Consider the following 15,772-nt stretch of genomic DNA (forward strand, 5'->3'; position numbering starts at 1 on the left):
GCGGGCGGCGCTCGTGGTCAGTGCGCGAAGCGGTGGGCGGCGGTGTCGCGCTGCACCGGCACGTACGTCGAGCGCGCGACGCGCGGGCGACGGCGGCGCGGCATGCGCGGCGCGCGGGCCGCCGTGGGTGACTGCGCCTCGCGGTGCATGGTGCCCGTCAGGGCGACGATCAGCGTCTCGATGTGCTCGCGCATGGCTTCCTCTCCTCGTTCGAAGGGGAGGAGTGGCGTGCGGTCGCGGTGATACACGCGGGGTGAGAGGCGACTCCGCGGTTCTGCGCTCAGCCCGGCAGCTCGGCGAAGGCGCGCACCGGGAAGGTGCCGAACCCCTCGACGGCCGGCGGCGCCGCGGTGAAGCGCGCGCCTTGCGGCGGCAGCGAGCCGAGGTTGGTCAGGTGCTCGACGACGTGCACCCCGGCGCCCAGCAGCAGCGAGTGCGCCGGCCGCTCACCGCCGGACTCGGTGTCGTCGATGTTCACCGAGTCGATGCCCACCAGCGCCGCGCCCGCGTCGATGAGCCACTGCGCGGCTTCGCCCGAGAGGAACGGGGCGCCGCGGCCGTACTCCGGGCGGCCGAACCAGCGGTCCCAGCCCGTGTGCAGCAGCACCGCCGCGCCGCGCACGTCGCGATCGGCGAGGGTGGTGGAGCGGATGCCTCGGCGCGAGGCATCCCACGCGTCCTCCAGGTGGAACACCTCGGCCCGCAGGCCCACCAGCGTCGACAGGTCGAGGCCGGCGAGATCGGCACCCTCGGCGTAGCGGTGGAACGGCGAGTCGAGGTACGTGCCGGTGTTGCCGATCATCGTGATGACGTCCATCGCGAACTCGGTTCCCGGCGCATACCGTGCGCGGGAGTCCTCGCGCGTCAGGTGCGGCGTGATGGTCGGCGCCGGCAGCCCCGGATAGGTCACGAGACCCGCGCGGATCGGGTGGCTGAGGTCGACGACGCGCGCAGCGCGGGGGGCCTCGGGCACGTCGACGCCGCGGCTGCCGCGATGGGGCTCCTCGACGATCCGCAGCCCCCGCAGCTCGACCTCGTCGACGAGCGCGAGGCCGAGGTGGGTGACCAGCAGGCGGGCGATCTCGTCGGACGCGGCATCCGCCGACGGCAGATCGAGGCGGAAGCCGGTGCCGGACAGACCACCCCCGTTGGCGAAGCGGATGTCAAAGTCGAAGTGCGCGCGGTACTGCGGGGAGGTGGCGGGCATGCGGGCCAACCTAAGGGCGCGGGCCGGCGGCGGAGCAGAGGGGATCTGCGCATCAGAGGATGATTCCTGCCGATCTCCGCTCGTCCGCAGATGCCCTGAGCTGCGCCGCTCGCATTCTCCGAGGACCGCCGCGGGAGCGCAACCCCGTGCACCGCCGGCGGACCCGCTCGTACGGTCGAGCCCATGCAGACCTTCGACTTCACCCCACGCCGTGCGATCGTCACCGCCTCGGACTCGGGGATCGGGCAGGCGACCGCCATCGCCCTCGCCGAGGCCGGCTGCGACGTCGGCATCACCTGGCACAGCGACGAGGAGGGCGCGCAGCTCACGGCCGCCGCCGTCCGCGAGCGCGGCCGGAACGCCGAGTCGGTGCAGTTCGACGCCACCGACCTCGACGCCGTCGGCGTGACGATCGACGGCCTCGTCGACCGTCTGGGCGGGCTCGACGTGTTCGTCAACAATGCCGGCGGCGGCGCGGGCGGGCCGTTCCTCGAGGTGTCGGTCGATGACTGGCGCCAGGTCGTCGCCCTCAACCTCGACGGCGCGTTCGCCGCGCTGCAGGCGGCCGCCCGGCACATGGTGCGGGCGGGGCAGGGCGGACGCCTCATCGCGATCACCAGCGTGCACGAGACCCAGCCGCGCGTCGGCTCGGCGGCCTACGTCGCGGCCAAGCACGGCCTGGGCGGACTCATCAAGACCATGGCGCAGGAGCTCGCCGAGCACGCGATCACCGCGAACGCCGTCGCACCGGGCGAGATCGCGACGCCGCTCACCGACCAGGACCCCGAGGATGCCGAGCGCACGCACCGTCCCGGCATCCCGCTCGGGCGCCCGGGGAAGCCCGACGAGATCGCGGCGGTCGTCGCGTTCCTCGCGTCGCCCGCGGCGAGCTACGTCACCGGCGCGAGCTGGACCGTCGACGGCGGGATGCTGCAGATGGGGCCGCAGGCCGGCTCGCACCTCACCAGCGACGAGTGGCGGAAGGGATGAGCATGCGCGACGACATCGACGGCACCGGCATGAACGACGAGGAGAAGCGGCGCGATCAGCTGACGTCGGCGCCGAACGCGGTCGCGTCCGACGCGGATCCCCGCATCGACGTGACCCACCGCGACGGCGTCACGCGCATCGACATCCGCGACGACGCCGACGTGCGACCGGGCGACCCGACCAAGGATCCAGGCGAGTAGGGATTCAGCGGCGGACGAGCAGATACCCGCGCGCGTCGTCGAAGCCGCCGATGACGAGCCCGTCGGCCAGGTGCCCGGTGAGCTGCTCGCGTACGCGCAGGCGCCAGGTGGCGGCATCCGTCGGCGCCTCGCGCCGCATCGCCTCGATGTCGCGCGGGATCTCGACCGACGCGACCACCCGCTCGTCGCCGGGAGTCGGCACCGGCGGCGCCGCGAGGGCCCACGAGACCATGATCCGGTCGGTCTCGTCGCCGCGGTTGACGCCGTCGTCCATGGGCCCGTAGTGGTTCACCAGGTACTCGGTCGCGCGCGTGCCGAGCACCCGCAGGTTGAAGTGGGCGTTGCGGGCGACCAGCGGGTCGAAGGTCCAGGTGATGTGGCCCACGCCCCGCGAGAGCGCCCAGTCCCGCTGATGCTGCTTGATAACGCGGCCGACGCCGCGAGCCTGCCGGCCCGGGAGCACACCGGTGATGTGGCTGTGCATCGAGCGCGACGACGGATCGCCGAAGAAGGCGACGGATGCCCCCACCATCTCCTCCCCGTCGTACACGCCGACCGCGTAGTTGCCGGAGTGCGCCAGGGCGCGGAGGAGGTTGGCCGGCATGCCGCCCGGATCTCCGCCCCACACCTCGGCGAGCACCCGCGCGGCGAGGTGCACCTTCTCGACGGTGTCGAGCGGGATGATGTCGATGCCCGGCGGCGGCACGGTGGGAGCCATGCCCTCAGTCTGCACCCGCGGAGCCCCGGGGTTGGAGCGCCGATAGCCTGAAGTGATGCATGCGGGTGACGAGGACGCCAGAAGAAGACTCACCCGGATGCCTCGCCAGGGCGCCATCGTCGCGGTCCTGGCGATCGCGGGGCTGGCGTCGTCGTTCATGTTCACGCTGGTGGTGCCGATCCAGTCCAAGCTGCCCGAGCTGCTGGACGCCAGCCGCGAGGACACGGCGTGGGTCGTGACCTCGACGCTCCTGGCCGCCGCGGTGATGACGCCGATCGCCGGGCGCCTCGGCGACATGTACGGCAAGCGGCGCATCGTGCTCGTGCTGCTGGCCCTGCTGGTGGTGGGCTCGGTCATCGCTGCGGCATCCACCGGCATCATCGGCGTGATCATCGGACGCACGCTGCAGGGGGCCGTCACCGGCGTCGTCCCGCTCGGCATCTCGATCCTGCGTGACGTGCTGCACCAGAGCCGCGTCGACTCGGCGATCGCGCTCATCAGCGCGACGCTCGGCGTCGGCGGCGCACTGGGGCTCCCGATCAGCGCGCTGATCACCGAGCGCAGCGACTGGCACGTGCTGTTCTGGGTCTCGGCGGCGCTCGGCGCGATCGTGTTCGGCCTCGTGCTGTGGATCGTGCCGGTCAGCGCGCTGCGCACCGGCGGCCGGTTCGACTTCGTCGGCACCGCGGGCCTCGCCGTCGGGCTGCTCGGGGTGCTGCTGGCGGTCTCGCGCGGCAACGAGTGGGGGTGGACGTCGCCCGCCGTGCTGGCGCTCGGGATCGGCGGGTTCGTGGTGCTGCTCGCGTGGGGCTGGTACGAGCTGCGCATCGCCGAGCCGCTGCTCGACCTCCGCGTCGCAGCGCGGCGCCCCGTGCTGCTCACCAACCTCGCCTCGATCGCGTTCGGGTTCTCGCTGTTCGCGTCGAACGTGATCTATCCGCAGATGCTGGAGCTGCCCACGGCGGTCGGGGGCTTCGGCCTGTCGCTCGTGGCCGCGAGCCTCATCGTGATGCCGGCGGGCCTGGTGATGATGGTGCTCTCGCCGTTCTCGGGGCAGCTCGCGCGCACCGTCGGACCGAAGCTGCTCCTCGTGGCCGGAGCCGTCGCGCTCGTCGTCACCTACGGCTTCACGCTGCTGTTCGCCACCGAGGTGTGGCAGATCCTCGTGGCCAACATCGGCATCGGGCTGGGCATCGGCTTCGGCTACGCCGCGATGCCGATGCTCATCATGCGCTCCGTGCCGCAGTCCGAGACGGGGGCCTCGAACGGGCTCAACGCGCTGTTCCGCTCGCTCGGCACCAGCACCGCCGCGGCCGTCATCGGCGCGGTGCTGGCCTCCTTCGCGATCGACGTCGACGGCGTTGCGGTCCCCCAGCCCGTCGCGTTCCAGATCTCCTTCCTGCTCGGCGGGGCGGCGGCGGTGGTCGCCCTCGTCGTGGCGCTGTTCATCCCGCGGCATCACGCGCCGCAGGAGAGGCATCCGTCCCTCCGCGAGTGATGAGGCGCCGCGGTTGTCCGTCCGGTGATCGGGGCGGCGGCAACTCGCGCCGTGCAGGGCCGGCCGCGCGACACGCCGAGGACATCGCCCCGCTCACGGCGTGTCGCAATGATCGACCATGCACCACGCATGGCCCGGAGCCGGGGCGGAGCGACGCCGCGACCGCGGGGGCCCTGTCGCGACGCGGACCCCGTCGCTAGCCTGACCACTGTCGAAGTGACGGGGGTGCGCGCATGGACCGACAGAGCCCGGGTGACCGCCGAGACGAACCGGAGCAGGTGCCCGTCGGACCGCCCGACGGGGCGACCGCCGCAGCGGGCGACACTCCGGCCGCGTCGCGGCGGGCGGCAGAGCGGAGCGGGACGGATGCCTCGGCGGCGACGGCGACGACGGCCGACGACGGCGCCGACCACGACACCCGGTTCTTCGGCCAGCCCTGGGCTCTCGCGCACATCTTCGGCGTGGAGATGTGGGAGCGGTTCAGCTTCTACGGCATGCAGGGCATCCTGCTCATCTACATGTACTACTCCGTCGCGGACGGCGGACTGGGGATCCCGGAGGCGACCGCGACGGGCATCGTCGGCGCGTACGGCGGCACCGTGTACCTCTCGACGATCCTCGGCGCCTGGGTCGCGGACCGGCTGCTCGGGTCGGAGCGCGTGCTGTTCTACAGCGCGTGGGTCATCATGGCGGGCCACATCGCGCTCGCACTGCTGCCGAGTGTGTGGGGACTGGGCGTCGGGCTGATCCTCGTCGCCGTGGGCTCGGGCGGCCTCAAGGCCAACGCGACCGCAGTCGTCGGCACGCTGTACTCCGCGAAGGATCCGCGGCGCGACGCCGGCTTCTCGCTGTTCTACCTCGGCATCAACCTGGGCGCGTTCCTGGGTCCGATCGTCACGGGCCTGCTGCAGAGCAACGTCGGCTTCCACTGGGGCTTCGGCGCCGCGGCCGTCGGCATGGCGATCGGCCTCACGCAGTACTCGTTCGGCCGCAAGCAACTGCCGGCGTCGTCGCGCGTCGTCGCGAACCCGCTGCCGGCGAACCGCCGCGGCATGATGATCGGCATCGCCCTCGCGGGGCTGCTGCTCATCGTCGTGCTCGTGCTCACCGGAGTGATCCGGGCCGACAACCTCGCGGGCATCGTGATCCTCGTGACCCTCGTCGCCGCCGTGGCGTACTTCTCGGTCATCATCACCTCGCGCGCGATCACCGGCGACGATCGGTCACGGGTGATCGGGTTCATCCCCCTGTTCATCGTGAACGTCGGGTTCTGGTCGCTGTATCAGCAGCAGTTCACGGTGCTGACGATCTACTCCGACAAGCAGCTCGATCGCACGATCTTCGGCTGGGAGATGCCGGTGTCGTGGGTGAACTCGATCAACCCGGTGTTCGTCATCATCCTCTCCGGCGTGTTCGCGGCGATCTGGACGAAGCTCGGCGACCACGCGCCGTCGGCGCCGGTGAAGTTCTCGCTCGGCGCCATGATCATGGGCGTGGCGTTCCTGCTGTTCCTGCCGTGGGCGAACGGCGCGCCGAACTCGACGCCGCTGCTGGCGATCGTGCTGATCCTGTTCGTGTTCACCATCGCCGAGCTGTTCATCTCGCCGCCCGGGCTCTCGGTGACGACGAAGCTCGCACCCGAGCTGTTCCACACCCAGATGGTCGCGCTGTACTTCCTGTCCATCGCCCTGGGCACCGCGATCGCCGGCTGGCTCGCCCAGTTCTACAACCCCGAGGACGAGGTGCCCTACTTCACGATCCTCGGCGGCATCGCCATCGTGCTGGGCCTCGCACTGCTCGCCGCAGTGAAGCCCGTGCTTCGGCTCATGCGGGGCGTGCGCTGAGGCGGGCGTGCGCTGAGGCGGCGCGGTACGAGGGCGCGACGCGGTCACGTCTGCCGCACTGCCATCCGCTCGCGCCGTCGGATCGGCGACCTCGTCACCGGCCGCCACGTCCGCTGGGCGTCCCACCACGCCGGCCCTCTCACGTACGGCACCCCCTCGACCATCGCCACCTGCCACCCGCCGGAGTCGATGGTGCGATGGTGGAACCAGCACAGCAGCACCCCGTTGTCGGTGTGCGTCGACCCACCCCGCGAATGCTCCTCGACGTGATGCACTTCGCACCACTGCGGCGGCACCTGACACCCGGGGATGAGGCATCCGCCGTCACGCAGGGTGATGGCCCGGCGCTGGTGATGGTTGAAGACTCGATCGAGCGTCCGCATCGACACGATCCGGCCGGCCGCGCCGAGCACGACCCGCTGCACCGCGCCCGCGCAGGCGATGTGCCGGGCCGCGGCGATCGAGACCGGCTCGTCGTCACCGGGGAGGTGCGCATACCCGCGCCCCGACGCGAGGTCTTGTTCGCGCACCGACACGACCAGTGTCGGTGCGGCGCCGCCGAGCATGGGCAGTTCACCGGATGCCACCGCTGCCGTCAGCAGCACGGCCAGCACATCGTGCCGCTTCTGGGCAGGCGTTCGGCGGTCCGCCGCGCCCCCTACCGAGTCGTCGCAATCGCTCGGCTCGCTCTCTGAGAAGCACGGCCCCTGCACGTCGTCCACCTTCGGGTTCAGCACACTGTCGAACCCGAGCTGCAGCTGCGCTGCGACCTCGGGGAGGAGACCACCCCGAACCGGAACGAGCCCGTCTTCTCCTCGCCGCCCGATCGTGAGTCCCCGCTTTCGCATGGCGCGCGACTCGGCCGGCTCGGCGCCGTCCTGATCGAGATAGGCCGCCCACACGAGCGCGAACGCGCGAAGGTCGTCCGCTGTGGCCGGCGGCGCCGCATCCGCTCCCTCACCGCAGGCCGCGGCAGCGAGTTCCTCGTCTGCCGCCAGCAGCTCGGCACGACCCGCACCGCACCCGCGGAATGCGCTGACGACGGTGGCCATGCCGTCGATGCCCACGGCACCCGCCGCGAGCGCGAGACGCAGGTGCGGGAACTCGGCCGGCAACGCCTCGCCGGTCGACAGCGACGTGGGCCGTCGCACCGCCTTCGCCGCCGCGAGCACCTCGGCAGCGGTGCGCGATGACACCCGCGTCGCCCGCTGGATGAGCTCGCCGGCGTTCCGGCATCCGTTCCGCGCGGTCAGCCGGTCAGGCTGTGCGCGCTCCTCATCCCGCTCGATGAGTTGGGCGACCGCCTCCGCCAGCAGGGCCTCGGCACCCCTGCGGAGTCGCCCTGCCGCAGCGAGCGTCGCCAGCAGCTCGTCATCGTCTGCCAGCCGCAGTCCGTCGTCGCCGAATCCCGCCGCGACACGCTCTGCGAGCGCGTCGCCGAGCGCCATGAGGGCGGCGGCGAGGTTCGTCATGCCCCCATTCTGATGAGGGCCACCGACATTCGAAGCCCAGATCAGAAGTCTTTTCCTCACCCCTGTGGACGACCACCGATCCAGAGGGTGCAGGACCGCCCTGTGGAGGAGGCGCGGCACCTACGGGGCGACATCCGCCGGCTGTGTCACCGTCCCCCGAGCTCGATCACGTGGGTGCTGCGCCCCGGCGTGAGCGCGACGTCGACCCCACCCGCGACGAGGTGCGCCGTGACGCCGAACGGCACGTCGACGGTGACGGCGCCCACGACCCCTCCGCGTGTCGTCCCCGCGCCTACCGCGCCCGCCGCGCGCGTCCACTCGACCGCGAGCCGGCCGAACGGCGTGCCGATGTGCGCGCGCACCCACTCGACCCCGGCATCGAAGTCGGGCTCGATCACCGCGGTACGGAAGCCGGGCGAGGTGGAGCGGATGCCGGCGACCCGGCGGTACAGCCAGTCGTCGACGCAGCCCGGCGCATAGTGATTGAACGACATGGGCCGGATGGCGCCGTCCGGCGAGATCGCATCCCACGTCTCCCAGATCGTCGTCGCGCCGCGGTCGACCTCGTAGAGCCACGACGGCGCATCGGACTGCCACAGCAGCGTGCGCGCGACGTCGGCGTAGCCGTGGTCGCATAGCACGTCGAGCAGGTACGGCGTGGAGAGGAACCCGGTGTCGAGCCGGTTCCCCCGCTCCCGGATGAGCTCCACGAGCCGCGCCGCCGTGCGTGCACGCAGCTCGGGCGGGACCATGTCGAAGGCGAGCGCGACGACGTAGACGCCCTGCAGCCGCACGGGGAGGTCGCCGTCGGCGTCGATGTACTCGAAGGCGAAGGCGGCGCGCACCTCGGCCGCCCGTGCGGCGAAGGCCGCGGCATCCGCCGGTCGTCCGAGAGCCGCCGCCGCCTGTGCGGCGATCGTCAGCGTCTGCGCCTGGAACATCGGCGCGAGGTACTCGCTCGTGAGCGCCGGGGCGACGCCGATCGCCTCGTGCGTCGGGCGGCCCTCCATCGTGCTCGGGGTCAGCCAGTCGCCGAAGTGCAGGCCGGTGTTGTAGAGCAGCGCCTGCCCACGCCGGCGCTCATCCGACAGCCCGGCGCCGGCGAGCGCCTCGGGCAACTGCGCCGCGGCGGTCGCGCGCTGGTACTCGACCCACCGCAGCATCGCTTCGTAGTTGTCGTCGAGCACGCGGCGATCGCCGGTGCGCTCGTAGAGGGTCCACGGCACGATCGCGACGGCGTCGCTCCAGCCGGCCGCCGCGACGATCGAGCCGATGCCCTGCGCGGCGTCCGCCGCCTCGGCGTCGAACGGCGAGCGCGGCGAGAAGATCGGGATCCGCCCGTCGGGCAGCTGGTCGGCACGCAGATTGTCGAGCCAGCGCGAGAGGAAGGGCAGCACCAGGGCGTTGTTCGTCGCGGCGCCGACGAACGCCTGGATGTCGCCGGTCCACCCGGCGCGCTCCCGCTGCGGGCAGTCCGTGGGCACCGACAGGAAATTGCCGCGCTGACTCCACACCACGTTCTCGTGCAGGCGGTTCAGACGGGGATCGGAAGACACGAACGAGCCCGTCTGCTCCAGATCGCTGGCGAGCACGACAGCCATCACGTCTTCGGGCTCGAGCGGCGCGGTCAGCCCGCTGATCCTCGCGAACCGGAAGCCGTGGAAAGTGAACGCGGGTTCCCACTCGTCGGGTCCCCCGGCGGCGACGAAGACGTCCGTCTGCTCCTTGTTGATGCCGACGATGTTCGCGAACCACGAGCCGTCGGCGGCGAGCGTCTCGGTGTGCTCGAGCTCGATCCGCTGTCCGTTCGTCGACTCCCGCAGACTCAGCCGCACGCGGCCGACGAGCACCTGCCCGAAGTCGACGACGGTGCCCTGATCGGTGTCGACGAGCGAGACCGCCGGCATCTCGCGCACGCGGCGGATCGGTTCGCCGCGGAACGGCACGAGCACGTGGTGGTCGGCGCCGACCTCTGCAACCGGCATCCATTCGCCGTCGTCGAAACCGGGACGATCCCACCCGACAGGCTCGGCACGCCGGTCGAACCGCTCGCCCACGAACAGGTCGGCGTACGCCCAAGGCCCTGTCGCGCTGCGCACGTCGGAGCCGGATGCCACGACCTGCGTCGTGCTGTCGGCATAGTCGATGTGCAGTTGCCAGATCGCCGAGGTGCGGCGGCCGAACTGCGCACTTGAGCCGGTGAGACCTATTCGGCCGGCCCACCAGCCGTCGGCCAGCGCGACGCCGAGGACGTTCTCGCCCTCGGTGAGCGCGGCGGTGACGTCGTAGGCCTGGAACGAGATGCGGTGCTCGTAGCTGTCGTATCCCGGGGCGAGCACCTGGTCGTCCGCGCGGGCGCCGTTGACGAAGGGCGAGTAGACCCCGCGCGCGGCGGCGAACAGTCGCGCTTTGGTCACGCCGGGGCCGACGTCGAAGCGCTGGCGGAGCAGCTGCGGCGGTCGCAGCCGCTCTTCGGGCGATGTGTGGGGGCCGAGCCCGCGCACCCAGTCCACGATGCTCCACCGTTCGACGACGGCCTCCTGCTGCGCGGGTTCGACCCATGCCGCCGACCAGTCCGCGGGGTCCAGGAGCGACGTCTCGAACGTCGACGCCGCCCACTCCGACCAACCGCCTTCGGGCGACCGGCTGCGCACCCGCCACCGGTAGGCGCTGTTCGCGGCGAGCGGCTCCCCCGCGTAGGCGACGAGTCCCCCGTTCGGGCCGTCCACCGGGCCGCTCGCCCAGACGACCCGACCACCGGTCGACACCTCCAGCTCGAAGGCGTCCTGGACGTGGTCGGCGAGCCACGAGAAGCGGGGCTCGCGGGCGCCGACGCCGATCGGCACGTGCAGGTATTCGACGCGCAGGTCGTAGGGGGTCATGGGTCCAGGGGTCAGTCGCCGGCGGTGAAGCGCGTGGTGAGCGTGCCGATGCCCTCGATCTCGCTCACGAGCACGTCGTCCGGGCCGATGAAGCGCGGCGGCGTGCGGCGGTTGCCGATGCCCGCCGGCGTGCCCGAGAAGATGATGTCGCCGGGCAGCAGCCGGCACACCGCCGAGAGCCGCACGAGCAGCTCGGGCACGTCGTAGAGCATCATCGACGTCCGCGAGGACTGCATGCTCTCACCCGAGAGGCGGCACGAGATCGCGAGGTCGTCGCGGTCGGCGAACTCGTCCGGTGTGACGAGCCATGGGCCCGTCGGACCGAAACCGGGGAACGACTTGCCCAGGCTGAACTGCGGCGCCGTGCCCTGCAGCTGCGTGATGCGCTCCGACAGGTCCTGCCCGATCGTCAGGCCGGCGACATGATCCCAGGCCTGCTCGCGCTCGAGCCGGTGCGCCTCGCGCCCGATCACCACGACGAGCTCGACCTCCCAGTCGACGTGGCCCTCGGGCAGCTCGACCACGGCATCCTGCCCCACGATCGACGACGGGAACTTCGTGAACGTCACCGGCATCGAATCCGGCGGGTATCCCGCCTCCGCCGCGTGCTCGGCATAGTTCAGGCCGATCGCGAACACCTGCCGCGGGCAAGGCACCGGGGCGCCGAGGGCCGCGACGTCGAGCGTGACGGATGCCTCGGCCGTGGCATCCGTCGCCGTCGAGGCCCACTGCGCGAACGACGCCCAGTCGTCGAACAGCGACTGCGGGTCGGGACCGAACCGGCCCGCCGAAGCCCGGTGCACGTCGAACGCGCGGTCCTCTGTCACGAGGACGGCGCGCCCGCCGAGGTTGGCCAGCTTCACCAGTCGACCCGCTGCGGAGCGGGCTCGCCGTAGCGGTCCTCCCACGAGATGACCCGGTTGCGAAGCGTCCCGATGCCGGTGATCTCGGCTTCGATCTGGTCGCCCGGCTTGAGGTAGAAGTCGAACGGGTTGTCCTGGATCGCCGCGACGCCTGAGATGGTGCCGGTCGTGATGATGTCGCCCGCGCTGTAGATCTGCGGCGAGTGGTACGCCACGAGGTGCGGGAATCTGATGCGGGTCTGGTTGGTGTTGCCCTGCTGGCGCACCTCGCCGTTGACGCGCAGCTGCATGGGCAGCTCGTGCATGTCGGGCACCTCGTCGCGCGTGACGATCCACGGGCCGATCGGGCAGAACGTGTCGATCGCCTTCGAGAACGAGAAGACGCCCGACTCCATCTCCTTGCGCTGTATGTCGCGCGCCGAGATGTCGTTGAACACGGTGAAGCCGGCGATGTAGTCGTCGGCCTCGTCGGGGCCGAAGAACTTGCCCGACTTGCCGATGACGATCGCGAGCTCGAGCTCGTAGTCCATCTCCTTCGTGAGGTGATCGGGGTAGACGATGTCGTCGTCCGGACCGATGATCGCGTCCACGTTCTGGAAGAAGACGATGCCCTTGTGCACGGGGTGCGACCAGTTGACGGCTTCGAGCTCGTTGTGATGGTCGGCGAAGTTGCCCGCGGTGTGGAAGAACTTCTTGGGGCGGATGGGCGCCTCGAGCGTCACGTCGGCGTAGGCGAGGCGCTCGCCGGTCTCGGTGACCTGGCCGCCGCGCTCGAAGTACTCGCGGGTGGAGGGCACGTCGAGCTCGATGACGACGCCTTCCTCGAGTTCCAGACGGCCGACCCGGCCGCCGTCGAAGGTGATGAGCTTCATCGTTCGTTCTCTCCTTGATGTCGTCCGGCGGCGCTCAGGCGCCGACCATGTTGAAGCCGCCGTCGGCGAGCAGGTAGCCGCCGGTGAGGTGTGCGGACTCATCCGTCGCCAGCCACAGGCAGGTGCCGGCGACGAACTCCGGCGGCGGGATGACGCCCATCGGCGTCTGCGAGATCAGCACCTCGCGCCGGCCGCTCTTCCAGTCCTCGCGCTGGAGCAGACGCTCGGTCTCCATGAAGCCCGGAGCGAAGGTGTTGACCCGCACCGCGGGCGCCAGCACCTTTGCGTAGGACTTGGTGATGCCGAGGATCGCGTACTTCGCCGCCGCGTACTGCGGCGCGCGAGGCGACCCGCGCACGATGACGGTCGAGCCGACGTTGATGATGTTGCCGTGGCCCTGCTCGAGCATCCGCTCGCCGAACTCGTGCGTCATGAGGAGCGTGCCCTTCACGTCGACGTCGACGACCGCGTCGAGGGCCTCCTGCGTGAGGTCGCGCCATGACATCTGCTCGCTCGAGACGTCGCCGACGTTGTTGACGAGCACGTCGAGCACCCCGAAGGCCTCGAACACCTCGTCGGCCATGCGCTTGATCTGGTCCCACGAGCCGATGTCGGCCTGCACCAGGATGCCGTCGCTGCCCGCCTCGCGGATGCGCTCGAGCGTCGCCTCGGCGCCCGCCCTCGACGAGCGGTAGTGCACGGCGACCTTGGCGCCCTCCTGCGCGGCGCGCACGGCGATCTCGGCGCCGAAGCCGGTGCCGGCTCCTGTGACGAGCACCGTCTTGCCGGCGAAGCGGGGGTAGATCTGGGACGTGGGGTCGGTCATGGGTTCTCCAATCGTCGAGCGCGCTCAGACGAGCGTGCGACCGCCGTCGATGTACATGACATGGCCGGTGACGAATCCGGCATGACGTGAGGACAGGAAGAGCGCGGGACCGGTGAGCTCGTCCGGGGTGCCCAGCCGGCCCGCCGGCACGAGGCTCTCGAGCTCTTCGCGCTTGCCCGGCTTGGACAGGTGGCCGGCGGTCAGGGGCGTCTCGATGTAGCCGGGAGCCAGCGCGTTGACGGTGACGCCCGCCGAGGCCCACTCGCGTGCCATGACGCGCAGCAGCTGGTTGATGCCGCCCTTCGAGGCCGCATACGGGCCGTGCGAGTGGTGCGCCAGCAGCCCCGACACGCTCGACAGCGCCAGGACGCGCCCATGCCCGTGCGCGACCATGTGCCGACCCGCGGCCTGCGCGAGCCCGAACAGCGACGAGAGGTTGACGCGCAGGATGCGGTCCCACTCGTCCTCGGTGAAATCGAGGATCGGGCGCCGGTCGTTGATGCCGACGGCGTGCAGCAGCACGTCCAGGCCGCCGAGCCGCTCGACGACGTCCGCGACGACCCGCTCCCCCGCGCCGTGCTCGGTGAGGTCCGCCTGGATCAGCTCGTGGCGGGCACTCATCTCCGACAGGTGCGTGCCGAGCGCATCGAGGGCACGCTGATCGCGGTCGACGACGGCGACGGATGCCCCGACCCCGGCGTACGCCAGAGCGCACGCGCCGCCGATGCCGCCGGCTCCGGCGACGAGGACGCGCGAGCCTCTCAGGCCCAGCCAGTCGGGATCGACGCCCCGCTGGGGAATGGTGTCCGCCATGACACTTCTCTCGCTCAGTTCACTAAATGAAAGTTGGTTTCGTTGAATGAACGTATACTGATCGCCATGATCCGTCAAACGGACGAGCCGATGACCGAGCGCGTGCCACCGTTCCCCCCGGAGGCGCTGACCGGCGCGCAGCGGGAGCTCTACGACGCCATCGCGAGCGGACCGCGTGCGCAGGGACCCCAGCACTTCGCGCTCACGCGCGCCGACGGCTCGCTGCGCGGGCCGTTCAACGCCTTCCTGCTCGCCCCCGAGCTGGGCGCCGCCCTGCAGAGCGTGGGAGCCGCCCTCCGCTACCGCGGCACCCTGACAGGCCGTGCCCGCGAGATCGCCATCCTCCTGGTGGCCGCCCGCTGGGACAGCGAGTTCGAGCGGGAGGCGCACGAAGCCGTGGGATCGGCGGCGGGCCTCACCCCGCCCGAGCTCAGCGCGCTGCGCGACGGCGACATCACGTCGTTCACGGGTGTCGACGCGGTCGTCGCGGTCGCCACCATGCGGCTGCTCGACGGTGATCTCAGCGACGAGGCCTGGGACGAGGCATCCGCGGCTCTCGGCGCCGAAGGCGTGTTCGAGCTCACCGTGCTCGTGGGCTATTACGCCACGCTCGCCCTGCAGCTGCGCGTCTTCCGCGTGCGGCCCTGACATTGCCGGCATCCAGACCAGCAGATACGGTTTCACACGATGAAAACTCCGGATGAGTCGCCCGCCCGAGACGACGCCGACTCCGCGGCCGACACACCCGGCAAGACCGCCAGCCGCTACCGCATCGAGGCGCTCGCGAAAGGCCTCGACGTCCTTCGGCTCTTCGACGAGTCCGTGACGTCGCTGAAGCTGCGCGAGGTCTCCGACCGCACCGGGATCCCGATGCCGACGGCGTTCCGCGTCGTCGCGACGCTCGAGGAGGGCGGCTATCTCGAGCGGCTGCCCGACGGCAGCATCCGGCCGGGAGTGGCGGTGCTCCTCCTCGGGTCGGCGGCGCTGCGCGGGTCGAGCCTCGTCCAGCTCAGCGAGCAGCCCCTCCGCCACCTCGCCGAGGAGACCGGCGAGACCGTGAACCTCGGCGTGCTGGTCGGTGACCAGGTGCTCTACCTCGCGCGCCTGCGCAACTCCGACCTCGTCACCGCGAACATCCAGGTGGGCTCGACGCTGCCCGCGGCGTACACCTCCATGGGCAAGCTCCTGCTCGCGTATCTCAGCGACGCCGAGCTGGCCGCCGCGCTTTCGAACCACGATTTCGGGGCGGATGCCGGCCCCAACGCCGCCCGGTCGCTCGACGAGCTGCGCGCGCGGCTCACCGAGATCCGCGAGCAGGGCTACTCGCTGCAGGATCAGGAGGTCGCCGCCGGCCTGCGCTCGGTCTCGGTGCCGGTCTTCGGCCGGGATGCCTCCAAGCCCGCCGCGGCGATCAACATCGCGGTCGCGTCGTCGCGTCATGACGTCGCCGCTCTGCGCGGCACGCTGCTCACGCGCCTGCAGGCGACCGCCGACGACATCTCGCGCCTGCTGCGCTCGACCTGAGTCCGGCGCCCCACGCTTCGTCGAGTAACCCCGATCTCGTCGAGAGACCACGGTGTCGGCGCC

Annotated in this window: 15 protein-coding genes; 6 read left to right on the forward strand and 9 right to left on the reverse strand. The window is 71.2% G+C overall.

Going from position 1 to position 15,772, the window contains the following annotated elements; translation table 11 throughout:
- Positions 1–17: 17 nt before the first annotated feature.
- Together IR212_RS15640 and IR212_RS15645 are read right to left on the reverse strand one after the other, a co-directional pair.
- On the reverse strand, positions 18–194 hold the full coding sequence (locus tag IR212_RS15640) for a hypothetical protein (protein WP_194396778.1): 177 nt from the start codon (positions 192–194) through the stop codon (positions 18–20).
- A gap of 86 nt (positions 195–280) precedes the next feature.
- Positions 281–1,207, reverse strand: coding sequence for a cyclase family protein (locus IR212_RS15645; RefSeq protein ID WP_194396779.1), 927 nt, complete (start codon positions 1,205–1,207; stop codon positions 281–283).
- A gap of 183 nt (positions 1,208–1,390) precedes the next feature.
- Here IR212_RS15645 and IR212_RS15650 point away from each other — a divergent pair, with 183 nt between their 5' ends.
- A complete protein-coding gene (locus IR212_RS15650; RefSeq protein ID WP_194396780.1) occupies positions 1,391–2,197 on the forward strand; it encodes an SDR family oxidoreductase in 807 nt (268 codons plus the stop codon).
- Positions 2,198–2,199: 2 nt separating this feature from the next.
- Complete coding sequence (locus tag IR212_RS15655) at positions 2,200–2,397, forward strand: hypothetical protein (protein WP_228479374.1); 198 nt, start codon at positions 2,200–2,202, stop codon at positions 2,395–2,397.
- Between the two features lie 4 nt (positions 2,398–2,401).
- Here the strand turns inward: IR212_RS15655 and IR212_RS15660 are convergent, their stop codons facing one another.
- Positions 2,402–3,115, reverse strand: coding sequence for a GNAT family N-acetyltransferase (locus IR212_RS15660; protein ID WP_194396782.1), 714 nt, complete (start codon positions 3,113–3,115; stop codon positions 2,402–2,404).
- 97 nt (positions 3,116–3,212) lie between these two features.
- Here IR212_RS15660 and IR212_RS15665 point away from each other — a divergent pair, with 97 nt between their 5' ends.
- Complete coding sequence (locus IR212_RS15665; protein ID WP_194396783.1) at positions 3,213–4,613, forward strand: MFS transporter; 1,401 nt, start codon at positions 3,213–3,215, stop codon at positions 4,611–4,613.
- Positions 4,614–4,846: 233 nt separating this feature from the next.
- Positions 4,847–6,457 (forward strand): peptide MFS transporter, encoded by a 1,611-nt coding sequence (locus tag IR212_RS15670; RefSeq protein WP_194396784.1) that lies wholly within the window; start codon positions 4,847–4,849, stop codon positions 6,455–6,457.
- A 44-nt stretch (positions 6,458–6,501) separates the two neighbouring features.
- Here IR212_RS15670 and IR212_RS15675 read toward each other — a convergent pair whose 3' ends face one another.
- The 6 genes from IR212_RS15675 to IR212_RS15700 form a co-directional block, all read right to left on the reverse strand.
- On the reverse strand, positions 6,502–7,929 hold the full coding sequence (locus IR212_RS15675; protein WP_194396785.1) for an HNH endonuclease signature motif containing protein: 1,428 nt from the start codon (positions 7,927–7,929) through the stop codon (positions 6,502–6,504).
- A 146-nt stretch (positions 7,930–8,075) separates the two neighbouring features.
- Positions 8,076–10,811: an alpha-L-rhamnosidase gene (locus tag IR212_RS15680; RefSeq protein ID WP_194396786.1), complete on the reverse strand. Its 2,736-nt coding sequence runs from the start codon at positions 10,809–10,811 to the stop codon at positions 8,076–8,078.
- A gap of 11 nt (positions 10,812–10,822) precedes the next feature.
- Positions 10,823–11,674, reverse strand: coding sequence for a fumarylacetoacetate hydrolase family protein (locus tag IR212_RS15685; RefSeq protein WP_194396787.1), 852 nt, complete (start codon positions 11,672–11,674; stop codon positions 10,823–10,825).
- Positions 11,671–12,546: a fumarylacetoacetate hydrolase family protein gene (locus tag IR212_RS15690; protein WP_194396788.1), complete on the reverse strand. Its 876-nt coding sequence runs from the start codon at positions 12,544–12,546 to the stop codon at positions 11,671–11,673. The genes IR212_RS15685 and IR212_RS15690 overlap by 4 nt, the downstream gene beginning before the upstream one ends.
- Positions 12,547–12,580: 34 nt before the next feature.
- The gene (locus IR212_RS15695) at positions 12,581–13,372 is read right to left on the reverse strand and encodes an SDR family NAD(P)-dependent oxidoreductase (RefSeq protein WP_194396789.1); all 792 of its coding nucleotides are present in this window, start codon (positions 13,370–13,372) and stop codon (positions 12,581–12,583) included.
- Between the two features lie 24 nt (positions 13,373–13,396).
- Positions 13,397–14,185, reverse strand: coding sequence for an SDR family NAD(P)-dependent oxidoreductase (locus IR212_RS15700; protein ID WP_194396790.1), 789 nt, complete (start codon positions 14,183–14,185; stop codon positions 13,397–13,399).
- A 66-nt stretch (positions 14,186–14,251) separates the two neighbouring features.
- Here IR212_RS15700 and IR212_RS15705 point away from each other — a divergent pair, with 66 nt between their 5' ends.
- Both IR212_RS15705 and IR212_RS15710 read left to right on the forward strand, forming a co-directional pair.
- A complete protein-coding gene (locus IR212_RS15705; protein WP_228479375.1) occupies positions 14,252–14,833 on the forward strand; it encodes a carboxymuconolactone decarboxylase family protein in 582 nt (193 codons plus the stop codon).
- A gap of 39 nt (positions 14,834–14,872) precedes the next feature.
- Positions 14,873–15,709 carry an IclR family transcriptional regulator gene (locus IR212_RS15710; RefSeq protein ID WP_194396791.1) on the forward strand — a complete coding sequence of 279 codons (837 nt, stop codon included), beginning with the start codon at positions 14,873–14,875 and terminating at the stop codon, positions 15,707–15,709.
- Positions 15,710–15,772: the final 63 nt, after the last annotated feature.

This window comes from Microbacterium atlanticum, from assembly GCF_015277815.1.
In the GTDB taxonomy this organism is placed as follows: domain Bacteria; phylum Actinomycetota; class Actinomycetes; order Actinomycetales; family Microbacteriaceae; genus Microbacterium; species Microbacterium atlanticum.

Excerpts from the sequence above, each read along its gene's own strand:
- IR212_RS15640 (WP_194396778.1), bottom strand. The coding sequence starts at position 194 with ATGCGCGAGCACATCGAGACGCTGATCGTCGCCCTGACGGGCACCATG.
- IR212_RS15705 (WP_228479375.1), top strand. The coding sequence starts at position 14,252 with ATGATCCGTCAAACGGACGAGCCGATGACCGAGCGCGTGCCACCGTTC.
- IR212_RS15690 (WP_194396788.1), bottom strand. The coding sequence starts at position 12,546 with ATGAAGCTCATCACCTTCGACGGCGGCCGGGTCGGCCGTCTGGAACTC.
- IR212_RS15670 (WP_194396784.1), top strand. The coding sequence starts at position 4,847 with ATGGACCGACAGAGCCCGGGTGACCGCCGAGACGAACCGGAGCAGGTG.
- IR212_RS15655 (WP_228479374.1), top strand. The coding sequence starts at position 2,200 with ATGCGCGACGACATCGACGGCACCGGCATGAACGACGAGGAGAAGCGG.
- IR212_RS15660 (WP_194396782.1), bottom strand. The coding sequence starts at position 3,115 with ATGGCTCCCACCGTGCCGCCGCCGGGCATCGACATCATCCCGCTCGAC.
- IR212_RS15700 (WP_194396790.1), bottom strand. The coding sequence starts at position 14,185 with ATGGCGGACACCATTCCCCAGCGGGGCGTCGATCCCGACTGGCTGGGC.
- IR212_RS15650 (WP_194396780.1), top strand. The coding sequence starts at position 1,391 with ATGCAGACCTTCGACTTCACCCCACGCCGTGCGATCGTCACCGCCTCG.
- IR212_RS15710 (WP_194396791.1), top strand. The coding sequence starts at position 14,873 with ATGAAAACTCCGGATGAGTCGCCCGCCCGAGACGACGCCGACTCCGCG.
- IR212_RS15680 (WP_194396786.1), bottom strand. The coding sequence starts at position 10,811 with ATGACCCCCTACGACCTGCGCGTCGAATACCTGCACGTGCCGATCGGC.
- IR212_RS15675 (WP_194396785.1), bottom strand. The coding sequence starts at position 7,929 with ATGACGAACCTCGCCGCCGCCCTCATGGCGCTCGGCGACGCGCTCGCA.
- IR212_RS15645 (WP_194396779.1), bottom strand. The coding sequence starts at position 1,207 with ATGCCCGCCACCTCCCCGCAGTACCGCGCGCACTTCGACTTTGACATC.
- IR212_RS15695 (WP_194396789.1), bottom strand. The coding sequence starts at position 13,372 with ATGACCGACCCCACGTCCCAGATCTACCCCCGCTTCGCCGGCAAGACG.
- IR212_RS15665 (WP_194396783.1), top strand. The coding sequence starts at position 3,213 with ATGCCTCGCCAGGGCGCCATCGTCGCGGTCCTGGCGATCGCGGGGCTG.